11 protein-coding genes are annotated in these 15,907 nt (G+C 48.8%); all 11 read right to left on the bottom strand.

Annotated features, from left to right (window positions below; all coding sequences use genetic code 11):
• Window positions 1-181: 181 nt before the first annotated feature.
• Window positions 182-1,114 carry an RraA family protein gene (locus tag ABWH99_RS12495; RefSeq protein ID WP_375586575.1) on the bottom strand — a complete coding sequence of 311 codons (933 nt, stop codon included), beginning with the start codon at window positions 1,112-1,114 and terminating at the stop codon, window positions 182-184.
• A gap of 107 nt (window positions 1,115-1,221) precedes the next feature.
• On the bottom strand, window positions 1,222-2,700 hold the full coding sequence (locus ABWH99_RS12490; protein ID WP_375582183.1) for a mandelate racemase/muconate lactonizing enzyme family protein: 1,479 nt from the start codon (window positions 2,698-2,700) through the stop codon (window positions 1,222-1,224).
• 30 nt (window positions 2,701-2,730) lie between these two features.
• A complete protein-coding gene (locus ABWH99_RS12485) occupies window positions 2,731-4,008 on the bottom strand; it encodes a mandelate racemase/muconate lactonizing enzyme family protein (RefSeq protein ID WP_375582182.1) in 1,278 nt (425 codons plus the stop codon).
• 80 nt (window positions 4,009-4,088) lie between these two features.
• The gene (locus ABWH99_RS12480; RefSeq protein WP_375582181.1) at window positions 4,089-5,036 is read right to left on the bottom strand and encodes an RraA family protein; all 948 of its coding nucleotides are present in this window, start codon (window positions 5,034-5,036) and stop codon (window positions 4,089-4,091) included.
• Between the two features lie 81 nt (window positions 5,037-5,117).
• Window positions 5,118-6,431 (bottom strand): enolase C-terminal domain-like protein, encoded by a 1,314-nt coding sequence (locus tag ABWH99_RS12475; protein ID WP_375582180.1) that lies wholly within the window; start codon window positions 6,429-6,431, stop codon window positions 5,118-5,120.
• A 25-nt stretch (window positions 6,432-6,456) separates the two neighbouring features.
• Entirely contained in the window at window positions 6,457-7,332 is an 876-nt protein-coding gene (locus ABWH99_RS12470) for a 2-hydroxy-3-oxopropionate reductase (protein WP_375582179.1), read from the bottom strand.
• Window positions 7,333-7,399: 67 nt separating this feature from the next.
• Window positions 7,400-8,560 (bottom strand): mannonate dehydratase, encoded by a 1,161-nt coding sequence (locus ABWH99_RS12465; RefSeq protein ID WP_375582178.1) that lies wholly within the window; start codon window positions 8,558-8,560, stop codon window positions 7,400-7,402.
• A gap of 28 nt (window positions 8,561-8,588) precedes the next feature.
• Window positions 8,589-10,022, bottom strand: coding sequence for a GntP family permease (locus ABWH99_RS12460; protein WP_375582177.1), 1,434 nt, complete (start codon window positions 10,020-10,022; stop codon window positions 8,589-8,591).
• Window positions 10,019-10,792 carry an HpcH/HpaI aldolase/citrate lyase family protein gene (locus tag ABWH99_RS12455; protein WP_375582176.1) on the bottom strand — a complete coding sequence of 258 codons (774 nt, stop codon included), beginning with the start codon at window positions 10,790-10,792 and terminating at the stop codon, window positions 10,019-10,021. The genes ABWH99_RS12460 and ABWH99_RS12455 overlap by 4 nt, the downstream gene beginning before the upstream one ends.
• A gap of 62 nt (window positions 10,793-10,854) precedes the next feature.
• Complete coding sequence (locus tag ABWH99_RS12450; RefSeq protein ID WP_375582175.1) at window positions 10,855-12,387, bottom strand: SusD/RagB family nutrient-binding outer membrane lipoprotein; 1,533 nt, start codon at window positions 12,385-12,387, stop codon at window positions 10,855-10,857.
• 54 nt (window positions 12,388-12,441) lie between these two features.
• Window positions 12,442-15,903, bottom strand: a complete 3,462-nt coding sequence (locus tag ABWH99_RS12445; protein ID WP_375582174.1) for a SusC/RagA family TonB-linked outer membrane protein — start codon at window positions 15,901-15,903, stop codon at window positions 12,442-12,444.
• Window positions 15,904-15,907: the final 4 nt, after the last annotated feature.

The following is a 15,907-nucleotide window of genomic DNA, read 5'->3' as shown; positions in this document are numbered from 1 at the left end:
GAATAACAAGATAAGGAAATTGAAACAAGTTTCCATAAAGAACAGGGATTCTCCCAAAGGAAAATCCCTGTTCAAATCGTCTTACCGAATTATCCTGATTACAGAAATGCTTCCCCCTTCCCTAGAAGTAGACAGGGAGGAAGCCGATCGACCAACCGGAGGGAAATACAACGGTCTACTTTTACCAGTTTCTGTCCTTGAGGTAAGCATCCAGTTCCTCCCGACTCATAGGCAGGTCCTGCTTATTTTTTAACCAATTGAGAAAATCCTCCTTGATCGCATCGCTCCATCGACTGTCAATTTCTCCCGCCGTATATTTTTGTTCGCGCAGTCTAAGGTGTCCAAATTGATCTCTTAAAGCCGTAAACTCTGCGTTGATAACCAGATCGGCTACCAAATGTGCCGGAATAAATATCACTCCCCATTTATTCGCAAGGACTGCATCCCCTGGCAACACTGTCGCTCTCCCCAATCGGATGGGATAATTGATGGTGCTCAACATCATTTCCTGAATGTAAGAGGGATCGTGACCCTTTACCCAGGCATTGAATCCTTCGATTTTATCCAAGCCGGCCATGTCTCGAACCGATCCGTTGAAAATCACACCTCGCTTTGAATTGGCATAGATGGCGTTCCCAAGGTTATCTCCAATCAAGGTACCGTCCACAATTTTTCCATAGCCATCTGCCACATAGATGTCTCCATCGACCAGTGCATCAATCGGCCAGGAGTTCGTCCCACCGGATTGGGCACGTCCTTCCTGCTTACCAATTTCCTTTACCAGATTATTAACGTCCTCCCGAAAGGGCATGTATTGAGCCGTCACCGCTCTACCGGTCATTACCTCCTCTTCGTGGAGAATGATCCAATCGTTCTCAAATTGATTGTGGTAACCTTTGTTTCGCAAGATTCCCCAGGCTTCCTCCATGGAAATGGATTTTAATCGTTCCAACAGTTCGTCCGAAATCTTCGGCCGCCCGTCGGCAAAGCGTTCCCCCTCCCACTCAGAGGTTAGCGCTCTGATTTGCTCGGGAGTGGGTGTAATTTGCTGCGAATTACCCTGTATACTTCCCACCAGGAGCCAAACGAAACAAATAAGTGCAATTTTTTTCATCATTTTAGGATTAAATGGTTAATTCATCTCAAATTGTGCAAAAGAACGTAATAAAGCAACCTGCCTCCTACCTTATTTACAGGAAAGGTCCGCGGCCTCTGCAGAAATCAGCTCCACCAACGGTCGTTAGACCGGTCGGTGTCCCACTCATCGGTGGGAGCGAAATACTCAGTCCCTTCCACCAGATGCTGCCGAATTACTTCCTCGTTCAGTTCGATTCCTAAGCCCGGTCCCTCGGGCACCTTGGCAAAACCATCAATCACCAAAGGCTTAGGGATGGCCTTCACCATGTCTTCCCACCAGGGAATATCGACGGAATGATGCTCCAGAGCCAGAAAATTTTCCGTAGCGGCCGCACAATGGATGTTTGCCATGAAAGAAACCGGCGTACCGGCAAAGTGCATGGCCATCGGTATTCCTTGCTCCTCCGCATAATCGCCGATTTTCTTGGTTTCTAAGATACCTCCGGAAGAGGCCAGATCCGGCTGAATCATGTCGATTGCGCGGGCGTCAATTAGTTTGATAAATTCTTCTTTCAGGAAAATATCCTCGCCCGTAAGCGTAGGAGTTTTGATTGCATCCGTAATCTGCTTCCATTTCTCGGTGTAAAACCAGGGAACCATGTCCTCCAACCAGGCCAACCGGTAGGGCTCGAGAGCTTCTCCCAATCGGATACATTCCTTGTAATCAAAATGACCAAAGTGGTCCGCCGCGAGAGGTATATCGTATCCTACTTTGTTTCGAACTGCCGCCACATACGCCACCATCTCCTCAATTCCTTTGTCGGTAAGTTGGATACCGGTAAAAGGATGTGCGGTTCTTCCATAGCTTCCATACTCGGAAGCCCATGCATTACCTTTATCAAATGCTTTTGTGTTAACGACCGATCCATCGTTGTTTCTCACCATTTGCACACCAAAGTCCATTTTCAGAAAGGTATATCCTTTGTCTACTCTTCCTTGTAGCCGCTCGGCAAATACCTCCGGGTCGTTGGATTGCGTCGTATCTGAGTACAGCCGAATGGCGTCCCGGTATTTCCCGCCGAGCATCTGGTAGACGGGTACATTGTAGGCTTTCCCCGCTAGATCCCAAAGTGCCATTTCTATGGCACACACGCCGCCCGCCTGCCGGGCATGGTTACCAAACAACTTGATTTTTTTAAATAAACGCTCAATCTGACAAGGGTTTTCTCCCAAAATCCGACTTTTCAGGACCAGGGCGTACCGGGCACTGGCGCCATCTCTCACCTCTCCCAATCCATAGATTCCCTGATTGGTATCGATACGGATGATGGGGCACCGCATGGGTGCTCCGGCTACTTCCGCTATTCGTAGATCGGTGATGCGTAATTCGGAGGGATTGGAATACCGGTTTACTTTTTCTGTGGTATGAGCCAGGGTTTCTTCGATCGGCCGAAACATGAACGCGCCCAGGGCGAGTCCTCCGAGGCCAGCTTTTTGCAAAAAGTCCCGTCGTTGGGGAATTTTGTCGGGCACTGAAACGGATGAGTTGTCGTTGGATACTTTTTCCTGACGAACCGGAACCTTAAAAAGATCCCTGAATTTGGGATTATCTATTGATTTCATGATTTTTTGGTTAGATGGGTTATAACTGTTTTATTCAAAAAAGGGAATCCCCTTCACTGCATATTTTTTCATCCCCTCTTCGTTGATTTCCACACCGATTCCGGGTTTTTCGGACAGGGTAATGAATCCGTTTTCCGTCCTAGGTCCATCGTAAGTAACGATATCCTGCCAAAGCTGGTCGGTATCCATGTAGATTTGCCATTCCATGATTTGAAAGTTTGGGACGGACGCGCAGACATGACAGGCAGCCATGGCCCCCAGGAACGAAGCCACCATGTGAGGGCTAAATGGAACGTAGAAGAGATTTGAGAGGTTAGCGATCCGCTGCGCCTCTCCCAATCCACCGGCTTTTTGAATATCTGGCATGATAATATCCACTCCCCCCTCACTTAGGATATTCACAAAACCATAGGCGAGATAGATGTTTTCTCCGGTACAAATCGGGGTAGAGGTTTGTTGCGTCAGATTCTTATACAACTGTGGATTATCTGCGGGAATGGGTTCTTCCAACCACATCAAATCCAGGTCTTCGTACAGGCGGGCCATTTTTACTCCCGTGATGAAATCGTAACGTCCGTGCATGTCCACGCAAACATCAATATCGGGACCTACCTCCTCCCGGACGGCTGCAATGGCTTGGTACATGCGGTCAATCTCCTTCGGACTGGCGGTCCAGTTAAAACGGTCGTACTTGTTCGGGTCTCTGCCGTCATCCACATCAAATTTGACGGCGGTGTAGCCCCGGTCCACCGCGCCTCTGGCCGCCCTTGCGTAATCCTCTGGGCTGGGATTGGTGGCCGTATACAAGGCCGTGTCGCAATATACACGTATTTTATCCCTGAATTTCCCACCCAATAGCTGGTAGACGGGCACGCCGAACACTTTTCCCGTGATGTCCCAGAGCGCCGTCTCGATCGCTGTCAGTACGGCTACAAAAACACCCGATTGAGCACCTCCAAAAAAAGCTGCTTTTCGCAACTGTTCGGCCAGCCGATTCGGGTTTAGGGGGTTCTCCCCTTTGAGTTGGTTTCCCAAACGTTTGACAAGGTGATACGTACCGTGGATGGCATCAACGGCTTCTCCGCAGCCCCAAACATCCTGATTGGTATATACTTTTACATAGAGCGCCCCTCTCACATACCCACACTTCAGGTCCGTAATTTTCAGGTCGGAGGGATTGGATGCCTGTGGCATCTTGTCCACAGCGGCTGTCAGGCCAGAACCAAAATTGGAAAAAAAGGCACTTCCCGTCAAACCCGCCAGTGCGGTTTTAGATAAAAAGGACCTTCGGTTTACTTTTTTTTTCATAAAAAGGGTTAGTTAAGGGTTTATGCTTCCTGGTCTATCTTTCGCTAGGTTTGCGATACCGTCCCTACGCTCTTCTTCTTTTACCAGGTTCTATTTTTCAGGATTTCCTGGATCTGCTCCCGTGGCACAGGCAAATCGTCCATGCGATCGGAGAGCCACCGGGAGAAATCCCTTTCAATTTCTTCTGCCCAGCGGGTATCGATCTGTCCGGCGGTGTACACCCCCTCCCGAATTCGCTGGTGACCAAACATATCCCGGAGACGGACAATCTCGGAAGTTACAACTACTTTTTCGGCCAAATGAGGAGGAATAAAGGACACGCCTCCGTCTCTTCCCAAGACGACATCCCCCGCCATGACCGTCACCTGTCTGATCTTGGTGGGCGTATTGATACCGGTAAGCATGGTATTTAAATCACCGGATTGGTTGTGATGTGAAGGGTGGTAGCTGCTAAAGTAGGAGGTAAAACCCCCGATCTCCTTGAGGCCGTTGATATCCCGCACCGCACCGTCGTACACGATCCCATTGCCAGAATTTGCGAAAATCGCATTTGCTACATTATCGCCAATGGTGGGGCCACCAATATGTAATCCGAATTGATTGGCCACATATACATCTCCGGGAACCAGCAGATCCACCGGCCAGGAATTCTGGCCCTTTTTGCCCGCTTCCTTTCCGCGCTTGTCTATGGCTCCGTGAATATCCGGCCTTCCCGGCATAAATGTAGCCGTCAACGCCCGTCCCACCAGGACCGAATCCGGATTGATCGTTTCCCATCCTTCCGCATATTGGTACCGATAGCCCTCATTTTTCATCACTGCCCAGGCTTCCTCATGCGTAACTTCCTTCATTCGTTCAAGAAGCTTGTCCGGAACCCGGGGTCGCCCGTCCTCAAATCGTTCTCCGGTCCATTCTGGCGTCAGAAAAAGCATTTCCTCTTTGCTGATTTGCTGGGAATGAACCTGGCTCAGAACGAATAAAGTACCAAATACCAGAACCCAGACTTTTAATTTGAAACGCCTCCTCATGACTAATCGATTTTTACTGTAAAAAACATTTTCTCGTGTACCGCTTGTGATCGTTCTGCTGAAACCTCGGTTTTTCAGGGATTACCAGCGGATTTTTTGAAAGGTCCAATCGGGATGCACTTTTTGCATCTCAATTTGATCGTCTCGTTTTTTCAGACCACATTTTAGGTAGTTTTGGTGTAGCTTTTCCAGGGAAGCTCTATCCAATTCCACACCCAATCCGGGGCCAGAAGGCACCTGAACTGCTCCATTTTCGAACGCAAGCCTCCCCCCGGTAATGATTTCCTCCGACTGCCAGGGGTAATGCGTATCCAGGGCGTAGCGAAGCCGTGGGAGCGCAGCCCCCAAATGCACCATCGCTGCCAGGGAAATGCCCAGGTGACTGTTTGAATGCATGGACAAGTCTCTTCCAAAGACACTGCAAACCCGGGAAAGCTCCATGGACGCACGCAATCCACCCCAAAAATGGTGATCCGAAAGAATGATGTCTTCTGACCCCAGCAAGATGGCGGAGGGAATTTCGTCAAACGAAGTCGTACACATGTTTGTAGCCAAGGGTGTTTTGATTTGTCTGCGCAGCCAGGCCATGTTTTCCTGTCCCCTCACCGGATCTTCCAGGTATTCAAGAATCGGTTCCATGATTTTGCCAAATTTCAGCCCGGTTTCCCGCTTCCAGATGGCATTTGGGTCAAACCGTAAGGGCATCTCGGGACCGAATTCCTGATAGAGTGCCTGCATACAGGCCACTTCCAATTCCGGTTCAAAGGCGCCCCCTTTGAGCTTGATGGATTGGAAACCGAATTCTTTACACATGGCGATGGCCTGCTTCACAATCCCGGCCGGATCAACCGCTTCCTCCTGTCGAGCCGCCTCCCAAGCACCAGCATCAGGGTCTTTTCCAAATCCCCAGTCACCACCAGCCCCTTCGTATTTGAAAAAAAGGTAGGCGGCAAAGGGTACCGAATCCCTCATTTTTCCACCCAATAGATCTACTACAGGACGATTTACCAGTTTACCGATGCAATCCAGGCAGGCTACCTCAAGGGCTGAAAACACATGGACCAATTTTCGCTGGTCCCAGGGAGCATCTCCCCGATCTGCCACCGAATCCTTTCCAAAATACGCTTCCAACTCCTGTTGGAGTTTAGTCAATTGGTATACGTCCTTCCCAATGACCAGTCTGGAAGCCTCTTCCAATGCCTGATTGGTTGCTTCATTACCTGGGATCTCGCTGATGCCAATTATTCCGTCTTCGGTCTCCAATTCCACCACCGTACGCAATGCAAAGGGCGCATGCAATCCGGCGGCATTGAGCAAAGGGGGATCTTGAATGGCAATAGGCGTAATCCGTACCTCTCGAATCCGTGGCCCGTAGCCTGAGTGTTGTTGAATCATCCTTGTATCGCTAGTATGGGAAAACTCATTCAATACCGCTCAGTTTTTCCATAAGCAGGGCAAGGGCACTGTGATCCTTTTCATCGAATCCGGAGGCCAATGCCGCATCCATTTGGCTGGCAACCAACCCGGATCCATACAAGGGTACCTTGAATTCCTTGCCCGCCATCAGCGCGATATTCATGTCTTTTCGATGAAGTTTTATTTTAAACCCGGGTTCAAAGTTTCGATCAATGATTCGTTGTCCGTGCAGGTCGAGGATCCTGCTCTGTGCAAAACCTCCCAACAAGGCTTCCCGCATTTTTTCCAGGTTAACTCCCGCTTTTTTGGCTAACGCAAACGATTCGGCAACCGCTTGAATGGTAATTCCTACGATCATTTGGTTGCAAGCTTTTGTCATCTGTCCTGCTCCCGCCTCTCCAATCAAGACGGCGCTTTTTCCCATCACTTCAAAAAGCGGCTTTGCGGCTTCAAAAGCCTGTTCGGTTCCCCCAACCATGATGGAAAGATTTCCTGACTCTGCCCCTACCTGACCTCCGGAAACAGGTGCATCCAAGGCCTCTACTCCTTTTTTCTTCATGGCCGTGGCCACCTCACGGGCGGTAGAGGGTGCAATCGTAGACATGTCTACAAACACCGTCCCCGATCGAATCCCCGCAAGTACGCCGTCTGCTCCGAAGACAACTTCAGATACCTCCGGAGAATCAGGTAGCATGGTGATAACAATATCGGCACTTTCTGACAGCTCTTTACAGGTGGAATAGGCCTTCGCTCCTTTCTCTGTGAGAGCTCCGGCTGCTTTGCTATTTTTGAGCACCAGCAAATCGTACCCGGCGTTCAATAAATTGATTGCCATGGGTTTTCCCATGATTCCCAAACCTATAAATCCTACTTTCTTCATAATAGTTACTCGTTTATTGATCTTAAAATTGATTATTCAGAGGCAAACGAATCGGTTAGGAGACCTTTCAGGCCTCGTCTTTCAGGGCCTGAAGGATGCCAATAATGTGTCCATAAGCGAAAGCAAAGGCCTGCAAACTTGCTCCCTCTGCTTCGTGCTGAGGTACGTGATCCGGCATGACCATTCCATCAAATTCTACATCGCGCAAGGCCCGCATTACACGAAAGAAATTCATTTCCCCGTTATCCGGATACACTTCCTGGAAATTGTTGTAATTCCCTTTTATGTTTCTCAGGTGAACGTTGAAGATCTGTTTCCGCTTACCAACCCAATCGATGATGGGGAAGATTTCATTTTCAGGATCTCGAAGACCTTCGGCTATGGACCCGATACAGAAATTAAACCCGTGATAAGGGCTGTCGTACAATTGAGCAAACCGCTTGATGCCGTCGAATACCTCCGGACTGTTCCAACGCATGATACCATTGTAGGCATCCGGTACGGGCGGATCGGCAATGTGATTGCCCAATTTGACCTTATACTCTTCCGCTACGGGAAGAATACGATCCAAAAGATAGGTAATTCTTTCGAAAACTTCATCCGCATCTGCCCTGCCGGCTTTGGTCAATTGCTGTTCACGTTGAAGAGCTTCCTGATAATTCCAGGTGCTGTAAGAAGCAAATCCACGGCTGGAATCAATGGTTCTACTGGTCCGCAATACTGGCAAAATGGTCGTATTGTAATTCAATAATTTTACTCCCGTCTTGGCAGCCACTTCGATCATCTGCTGCACCATTTCAATTTCCCGGTCTCTTTCTGGACTTTTTCCCATCATAATGTGTGGGATGATGACCCGATCAATCCCCGCGGAAGTCAGAGGTAAGTGATAGGCATCCAAGCTGATGCCATACTTCTCGCAAGCTTCCCTTTTTTTGAGGGAATCCTCCAGATCCCAGCCCTTCCCTTCAATGAATTTGGGCATCCCGCCATCCAGGTTATACACCCCATGCCTGGCCTTAAAGGCTAGGTTCTCTTCGGTAGTTCCGCCCGACTGGCAGCCTACCTTCATCAATACTTGTTTCTTGGAAGCAGCGGAAGTACCGGGTTTGCGATCAGTTTTTGCCTTTGCACCAAAGGCCATGGATCCAGTGGCAAATGCCCCGGCTGTTCCGGATGCAACAAGTTTTACAAACTTTCTACGCTGCTGATTTTTCAGGAAATTTTTCATCTATTTAATGGGTTTATGTCATACAGTTTTATACCAAAGGAAGAATTTTTGCAGCAAGCATGATTGATAGCAGCCCCACTACTCCCATGATCGTCAATAAAGGAGAAAAGGTTTTTAGCGCCTCCTTTTCGGTCAGGTTGCTCATCTTGCACACGATCCAAAAGCCACTGTCGTTCATCCAGGGAATGAGCTTGGAGCCACATGCAATGGACAGCCCCAGGTACAGGTGGTGATAGTCCAGCCCTGCCGTCGACATTCCGGACAATATGCCAGAAGCGGTAATCATGGCAACCGTGGCAGACCCCTGGGCAGTCCGTACCAATGCCGTGATAAAAAAAGCGAGGGGTATCAGCGCCATCTGGTATCCTTCCGTAAGACTGGCGATTTTTAAGCTTATCCCGGTCTGCTGCAACATGGCTCCAAAAGCGCCTCCAGCCGCTGTAATCAAAATGATTACCCCTCCACTGGTTAGGGCTGCCTGTACGGCTCCTTTCATTCCTTCTTCCTGCTTATTTCGTTGAAGAAAAAGCGTAAGCAATGCCGCCATTGCCCCGAGAATCAGTGCCATGTTCTTTTCTCCGAGAAAATGTATCCAGTCAACTAGTGCCGGAGCATTTTCCACCCCATCGATTCCCCAAAATGTATTGATAAATGCACTTCCAGTGATAAGTACCAACGGAATGGCAATGGGAGAAACCGCCAGGCTAAGTCCGGGTAATTGGGACTGAGGTTTGTCGGCAAGCGACTGTATTTCGCTCAAGGGAGCATCCAGCGAATCACGCAAAGGGATTGGACTTCGCTTATTGGCCCAAACCGCAAAAAGATACCCTGCCCCTATGGTAATCAATCCGATCAGAAATCCGCCCACCATCATCATGCCTATGGGAATATCCATTTCGGCAATAAGAAAAAGGGGGCCCGGTGTCGGTGGTACCAAGGAATTGGCCATGGCTGCGCCGGCCGTGATGCAAAGGACCAGTAGCAGGTAGCTCTCTTTTAACCGCATGGCCATGGCCTTGGCAAGCGGAATCATGAGGTAAAACACCGTATCGAAAAACACTGGAATTCCCAGAAAAAAACTACCACTCAAAAAGGCCAGAGGTGCGTTTTTTTCCCCCGTAAGGCCCAGTATGGAGCGCACAATGCGTTCTGCAGCGCCGCTCATCAGCATGGATTTTCCGATGATAGCAGCCATGGCGATAAGTATTCCAATTTTACCCACGGTACTCCCAAAAGCCTCGGCAATTCGCTCCCCTATGGAACGCTGGGCAAGGGCCGCTGCAGCTGCCTGAGACTGCCCTTTGCTCAATGCAAATTCAACAATGGCGGAAGCAGGGGTCATCCATGCCACCACCAAAGCCGCCAGAAGGAGGGCAATAAACGGGTTTAATTTACCACCGATTATCCCCCCTACCACTATCAACATTCCTACCAGTAAAATAAAAAAGGGATCTTGAATCATGAACCGTGGTTTTTATTTTGGCGTAGCGTTCGGTACAATTCCCTGGCCCCAGTTGCCACAAAGGTGGCATCTGAGCCACAGGCGATCAATTGAATACCCTGATTCTGGTATTTTACAAAATCAGCCGGGTCAAATAGCAAAATACCAACGGCTTTAGAAGCTTTTTTAGCTGCTTTCACAATCTGATCAACTGCATTCAGGAACAGGGGATGATTCAAATCGCCGTCGATTCCCAGGGCAACCGTGAGATCGGCCGGCCCAATAAACAATACATCCACACCTGGAGTCGCCGCGATTTCGTCGAGTTCATCCAGTGCCTCTTTGGTTTCTATTTGGATGATGCCAAGTAGGTTGTCAGTAGTACCCGACTTGTAGCTATTAAAATCCTTTCCAAAACCCGTCGCACGCACCATTTTGGCTACCCCCCGAATTCCAAGCGGCGGATAATGCATACCGGCAACAGCCAGTCGGGCCTCAGCCGCAGAAGAAATTCGCGGGCACATCACGCCAGCTGCCCCCAGATCCAAGACCCGGTGGATGCGTTCTTTTTGGTAACTCTCCACCCTGACGATGGCGGTAGCACCGGTATGTTCAAGTGCCTGGAGCTGGTGCAACAAGTCTTTCGGCTCGCCCGCACCGTGCTCCAAATCGATCAGCACCCAGTCAAATCCGGAGAGCCCTACGATCTCTGCCGTTACCGAACTTCCCAGATTTAACCAGCAGCCGATTAAGGTTTCTCCAGATTTTAAGCGATTTTTTAGTTGTTTCATGCAAACGAATGGATTGGTTAGTTGGTTAGATGCACTAAAGATAGAATTTTACAACGAAAATCCTACCTTACATCCCACCAAACCCGGGTATCCAAAACGTCGGGACCCATCCGGTTAGTCGCTTCCTGTACATTTTCAAAATTCACGGTCAGCTCAGAGTCGGGATAGGTCAGTCTACGGATAAAATCCTCTGTCTGCAGGTCGCTTCCGGGATACGGGTTCGGGCTGACTATGGGATATCCGCTTCGTCTGAAATTGGCCCAGGTTTCGGGACCAATAAGGAAGGAGGATACCCAATATTGGGTATTGATCAATTCCAGTTCCCTACCAGCTTCCAACGGATTCGTTTGAATATAGGCATCTATGGCTTCGGGAGCAATTTCAGTATCGTTGGGCCAAAAAGCCATCTGCTCCATATGGGCGCGAATCCCATCGTGATACAGCTGTTCCGCATCTCCCTGTACCCAGCCCCTGGCTACCGCCTCGGCCCATAGCAACAAGGTTTGAGAATAGGTGACCAAGAAATTAGGCGCTTCGGGGTTTCCGAGACGTCTTCGGTCCAATTGACTGTACGCAAACATACTGGCCAGGCCTGCCTGCTCTGCCACAGGAATGATGGTGGTGTTATCATATCCCTGAGGCATTCCGACCTGCACTTCCGGCGACCGGTTTGCGTTTGCTTCTGTCTGCTCTCCTCCACTTAATGCTCCTACATACCGAACCGCAATCGACTCCAGTCGGGGATCGTTATTACTTTGAAGAAAATTAACAAATTCTTCGTCCAGGTAGTAGAACGGCGCCTGACCCCCGTTCAGATTGGTACCCACATTGTTTCGGTAATCGGCATTGTGCCGTACCAGTGCATTGTCTTCGTTGGATTGCATCAGGCCACCGTTGATCGCTTTGGTCGCATATTCCTGTGCCAGCGCGGGATTTACTTTTACCAAACGCATCGCTGCCCGCAGCAATAACGAATTACCCAGCCTCCGCCATTGTCCGATATTGCCACTATACATGATCTCCTGATTGATCGGGTCATTGGCTTCGTTTAACGTTTGCACCGCAGCCTCCAGATCAGTTAATAGATTGGTGTAGATGGCTTCCTGTGGATCATAAGATGGGAATACATTCCCTTCGATGTATCCCAAACCCGCTTCGGAATAGGGAATATCTCCATAGGTGTCCGTGAGCATCATGAATGAATGGGCTCTCCAAATGCGCATGATACTAAGCAAATTCGAGCGCTCGGGAGCATCCCGAAGGTTCTCGATGCCGTCGATTAGGTTTTTTATAATGTTTCGGTAGCCATTTTGCCAGTTGCCCTGGGTGGCTGATCGGTTATCCTGATTCAGATTTCCACCGGTACCCACACCCTGAAAAGGGGTAATCATCTGTCTGACGATAGTGGTTTCGTAGGTAAGGTTGTTGTATCCAGGGGAGCTGGAAATTATTGCTTGATTTAATTGAAACGTGGGATCAATGGATGTTAGACGTACCGGATTGGTATTCATTTCGTCAAACCCCTCGTCACAGGCGCCGAAGAAGAACGCTGCGGTCAATCCCAGGAAAACGTGTAGTATTGTTGACTTTTTCATTTCATTTTCATTTATGAATCGTAAGTATCAATGTTTTGGTGAAGGAGTTCAACCTTAAAACTTAACATTTAGATTGAATCCAATGCTGCGGGTTACGGGCAGTCCAGTGGCCTCCAGGCCAGCTCTGTTATCGGAGATAATCCCGTTTTGATCGGGGTGGATATGGGGTACCCACTGCTTCAGCACCGCGACATTATTAGAAACCAGGTTCAGACGCAATCCCTGAATGAAGTTGTTTTCTGGCAGATGGGGAGTGAAATCATACCCAACGGTCACCTGGCGCAATTGCCAGGAACCGGCATTGAAAACGGATTGCTCCGACATTCTTCCGGATCGAATGGTCTCATAATAGGTTTGAATGGGCGATTGAGCCGTGTTGATTTCGCCATTTGGATTTACTCCGTCACCCACGACAAATCCCTGCTCCCTACCTACCAGGGTGGCCTTATCCAACCCGTGCCGATACGCGTTGGTGTGCGTACCGGATATCATCTTATGGCCCAGCTTATAATCGATCAGGAATGAAAAATTCAGGTTCTTGTAATTAAAACTGTTGGTGAAGCCTCCCACCCAAATGGGAATAGCTGTCCCGAAGTTCAATTGCTCTGTTGAGCGAAGGGGGCGTCCATTGTTTGGGTCAAAAATCTGCCTGCCTTGTTCGTCTCTGAGGTAACCCCAACCGTACAATTGGGCCATGGGCTTTCCTACTTCCTGCCGTACCTCACCGTGAAAATCAGCCTGTCCCACAGTAATGAACGTGCCTTCCACATCGTCACCCAGACTCAATACTTCGGATTGATTGTAAGCAGCATTGGCGCTGAAATTCCAATTAAAATTACGCCCGGTGATTGGGGAGATGGCTGCGAACATTTCAAGTCCCGTATTTTTACTCTCCCCGACGTTGATCAACTGGTTAATGTATCCGGATCCATCCGAAACCTGCGCCTGCAGGATCTGATCTGAGGATAGCTTATCGTAGTACGAGACTTCAAAACGAAGGTTATCGAATAACGTCATTTCCAGTCCGATTTCACGTTCGGAGACCCTCATGGGACGAAGATTATCATTCGGAACCACCGATCCGCTGATGGATCCTACCGGCTGTGCAATACCGTTGGAGTTGGGGAACTGCTGTTGATTTATATTATAGAAAAGGTTATTCGCGTAAGGCTGAACGTCGGTATCGCTACCCACTTCGGCATAGGCAACCCGAACCTTTCCAAAGGAAATCCAGTTGGGCAGATTGGCAAAGGCCTGTGAGAACACGAAGCTACCGGTAATGGAAGGATAAAGTATACTTCGGTTTGCTGGAGAAAGGGTAGAAAACCAATCGTTTCTTGCTGTCCCGTTTACGTACAGGAACCCTTTATAGGACAATTCGGTACTTGCGTACAGCGAGTTAACCTGTCTCTCCGAAATGGTATAATTGGTGGTGATTTTACTTGAGTTACCAATGGTATACAAATCACGGGTATAAAAGTTTTCTCCAAGCAGTGTGTTTACATCCAGACGTCGATACATTTGGTTTCCACCAAGGTTTACCAACAATCCGAAATCACCAAACGTTTTATCCATCCCTATAAGAAAGTCAGCGTTTACCTCCCGGAAGGTCCGCATGTCCTGCACAAATTGGCCATTTACAAAGCCCGGCGGAGGCGCTGACTGCCGCTGTGAACCGGTAGGCAAGTTGTATTCTGAGTCCCGGGAGAAAAAATCCTGCCCGATCCTACCCTGCGCATACAACCAATCCGTAATGTCATACCTGGCAGTAATGTTGCCATACACCCGGTCACGCACGTTGTTCTCAAATCGTGAAAGGGCAAAAAAGGGATTGGTACGGTTCGTAAATCGGGAATACGGAAACTCATCGCCATTTTCATCAAAGGCGTATTGCTCCAACAAATCCATGGGCATAGAAGTGGACAAGGTGTAAATTACCACGGGACTAAAATCCTGCTCTGCAATGTTGGGGGGGTTGATCCGATCCTCTTTAGAATAGTTGATATTTCCTGAAACGGTAAGTTTTTTAAAGTTTTGGGTGAATCCCATATTGATCGTCTTTCGGTTATAGTTTGATCCCGGAAGGATGGCCTTGCTGTCCATATTAGACGCCGAAAGACTAAAACCTCCGTTTTCCCCTCCTGACGAAATGGTTACGGTGTTTGTAAACGTGGAACCATTTCGGTAGTAATCACGAATTTTATTGGGTTGGGGCTCGTAGGGAACCTCTATACCGTCAAATAATATTTGTGTCATGCCCGGTTGGAATCGCTCTCCAAAACTCCAGACACCCGATACCGGTCGGGGTGAATTGGGCCGAACGCCCCCTTCTCCCTGACCGTATTCGTACTGGTAATCGGTAAAATCCAGGGGTGTATCGTTCGTGAAATTGGAATTCAACTCCACCTGTATCCCCGATCCACTTGCCCTGTTTCTGGTTGTAATCATGATTACTCCGTCCTTTGCCCGGGCACCGTACAAAGCAGATGCAGCGGCGCCTTTCAAAACGGACATGGAGGTAATATCGTCCGGATTGATGCTACTCAATCCATCCCCGCTGTCTGAGTTTCGATTACTACCGACTTCCGAAACATCGCCACTGACACCAAAATTCGTGTTGTCGATCGGTACTCCATTGACGACAATCAAGGGAGAATTATTTCCACCAAACGAGGATACTCCCCGAATTCGTACTTTGCTACTCCCCTGTGGTCCCGAGCCCATGGCCGTAATGTTTACACCGGCGACTTTTCCCTGAAGGGAGTTCATGAAATTCGGTGTCCGGTTGATGGTCATTTCCTCGGATTCTACCGTGGAGGTAGCGTATCCCAGACTTTTTGCTTCTCGCTTGATACCCAATGCTGTCACGACCACCTCTTCCAGTCCGGCAATGTCTTCCTCAAGGGTGATGTTGATAATTGATCTGGAATTGATCTCAATCCGTTGGGTACTAAACCCAATATAGGACACCTGCAACACACCGTCTTCAGGAGCAGTCAGGGTAAACTCCCCATCGATATTGGTAATGGTGCCGATATTGGTACCGGATACGGATACGGCGACCCCAGGTAAGGGCTCTCCGGATTGATCCACCACTTTTCCAGACACCTCAATATCGGCCACTTCCACGATGATCTCCAACGCTTTTCGACTGGATTTTCCTGTCAGAAAGCGAACGCTGATGGTATTGTTTACTTGTTTGAAGTGGAGTCGTTTTTCCCTCGCCAGCTCCTTGAGGATGTCAGCGACGCTGCCCTTCACCTGGTTTAGTATCAAAATCTCTTCGTCATCCATTTCACTACCGGTAAAGAAAAACCGGTAATCGGTTTTGCTTTCAATATGCTGGAGAATTTCCTGAAGACTCCCCTGCCGTATATCCAGCTTGATCACGACCTCTTCGATACTCTTGACGCTGTCAAATGAATAACTGGTATGAACTACCAGAAAGCATAAAACTCCCAATGCCAGCAATCTGACGTTGAGATTTTTAATCGGTTTTAATAAAACATGTTTCATGGGA

This window comes from Cyclobacterium xiamenense, from assembly GCF_042140265.1.
GTDB lineage: Bacteria > Bacteroidota > Bacteroidia > Cytophagales > Cyclobacteriaceae > Cyclobacterium > Cyclobacterium xiamenense_A.
The sequence above is the reverse complement of the archived record's forward strand: the minus strand, read 5'-3'. Positions and strand labels throughout refer to the sequence as shown.

Bases quoted from the DNA above. Each gene is read 5' to 3' on its own strand.
- ABWH99_RS12495 (WP_375586575.1), bottom strand. From the start codon at position 1,114: ATGAAAAAAATTGCACTTATTTGTTTCGTTTGGCTCCTGGTGGGAAGT.
- ABWH99_RS12490 (WP_375582183.1), bottom strand. From the start codon at position 2,700: ATGAAATCAATAGATAATCCCAAATTCAGGGATCTTTTTAAGGTTCCG.
- ABWH99_RS12485 (WP_375582182.1), bottom strand. From the start codon at position 4,008: ATGAAAAAAAAAGTAAACCGAAGGTCCTTTTTATCTAAAACCGCACTG.
- ABWH99_RS12480 (WP_375582181.1), bottom strand. From the start codon at position 5,036: ATGAGGAGGCGTTTCAAATTAAAAGTCTGGGTTCTGGTATTTGGTACT.
- ABWH99_RS12475 (WP_375582180.1), bottom strand. From the start codon at position 6,431: ATGATTCAACAACACTCAGGCTACGGGCCACGGATTCGAGAGGTACGG.
- ABWH99_RS12470 (WP_375582179.1), bottom strand. From the start codon at position 7,332: ATGAAGAAAGTAGGATTTATAGGTTTGGGAATCATGGGAAAACCCATG.
- ABWH99_RS12465 (WP_375582178.1), bottom strand. From the start codon at position 8,560: ATGAAAAATTTCCTGAAAAATCAGCAGCGTAGAAAGTTTGTAAAACTT.
- ABWH99_RS12460 (WP_375582177.1), bottom strand. From the start codon at position 10,022: ATGATTCAAGATCCCTTTTTTATTTTACTGGTAGGAATGTTGATAGTG.
- ABWH99_RS12455 (WP_375582176.1), bottom strand. From the start codon at position 10,792: ATGAAACAACTAAAAAATCGCTTAAAATCTGGAGAAACCTTAATCGGC.
- ABWH99_RS12450 (WP_375582175.1), bottom strand. From the start codon at position 12,387: ATGAAAAAGTCAACAATACTACACGTTTTCCTGGGATTGACCGCAGCG.
- ABWH99_RS12445 (WP_375582174.1), bottom strand. From the start codon at position 15,903: ATGAAACATGTTTTATTAAAACCGATTAAAAATCTCAACGTCAGATTG.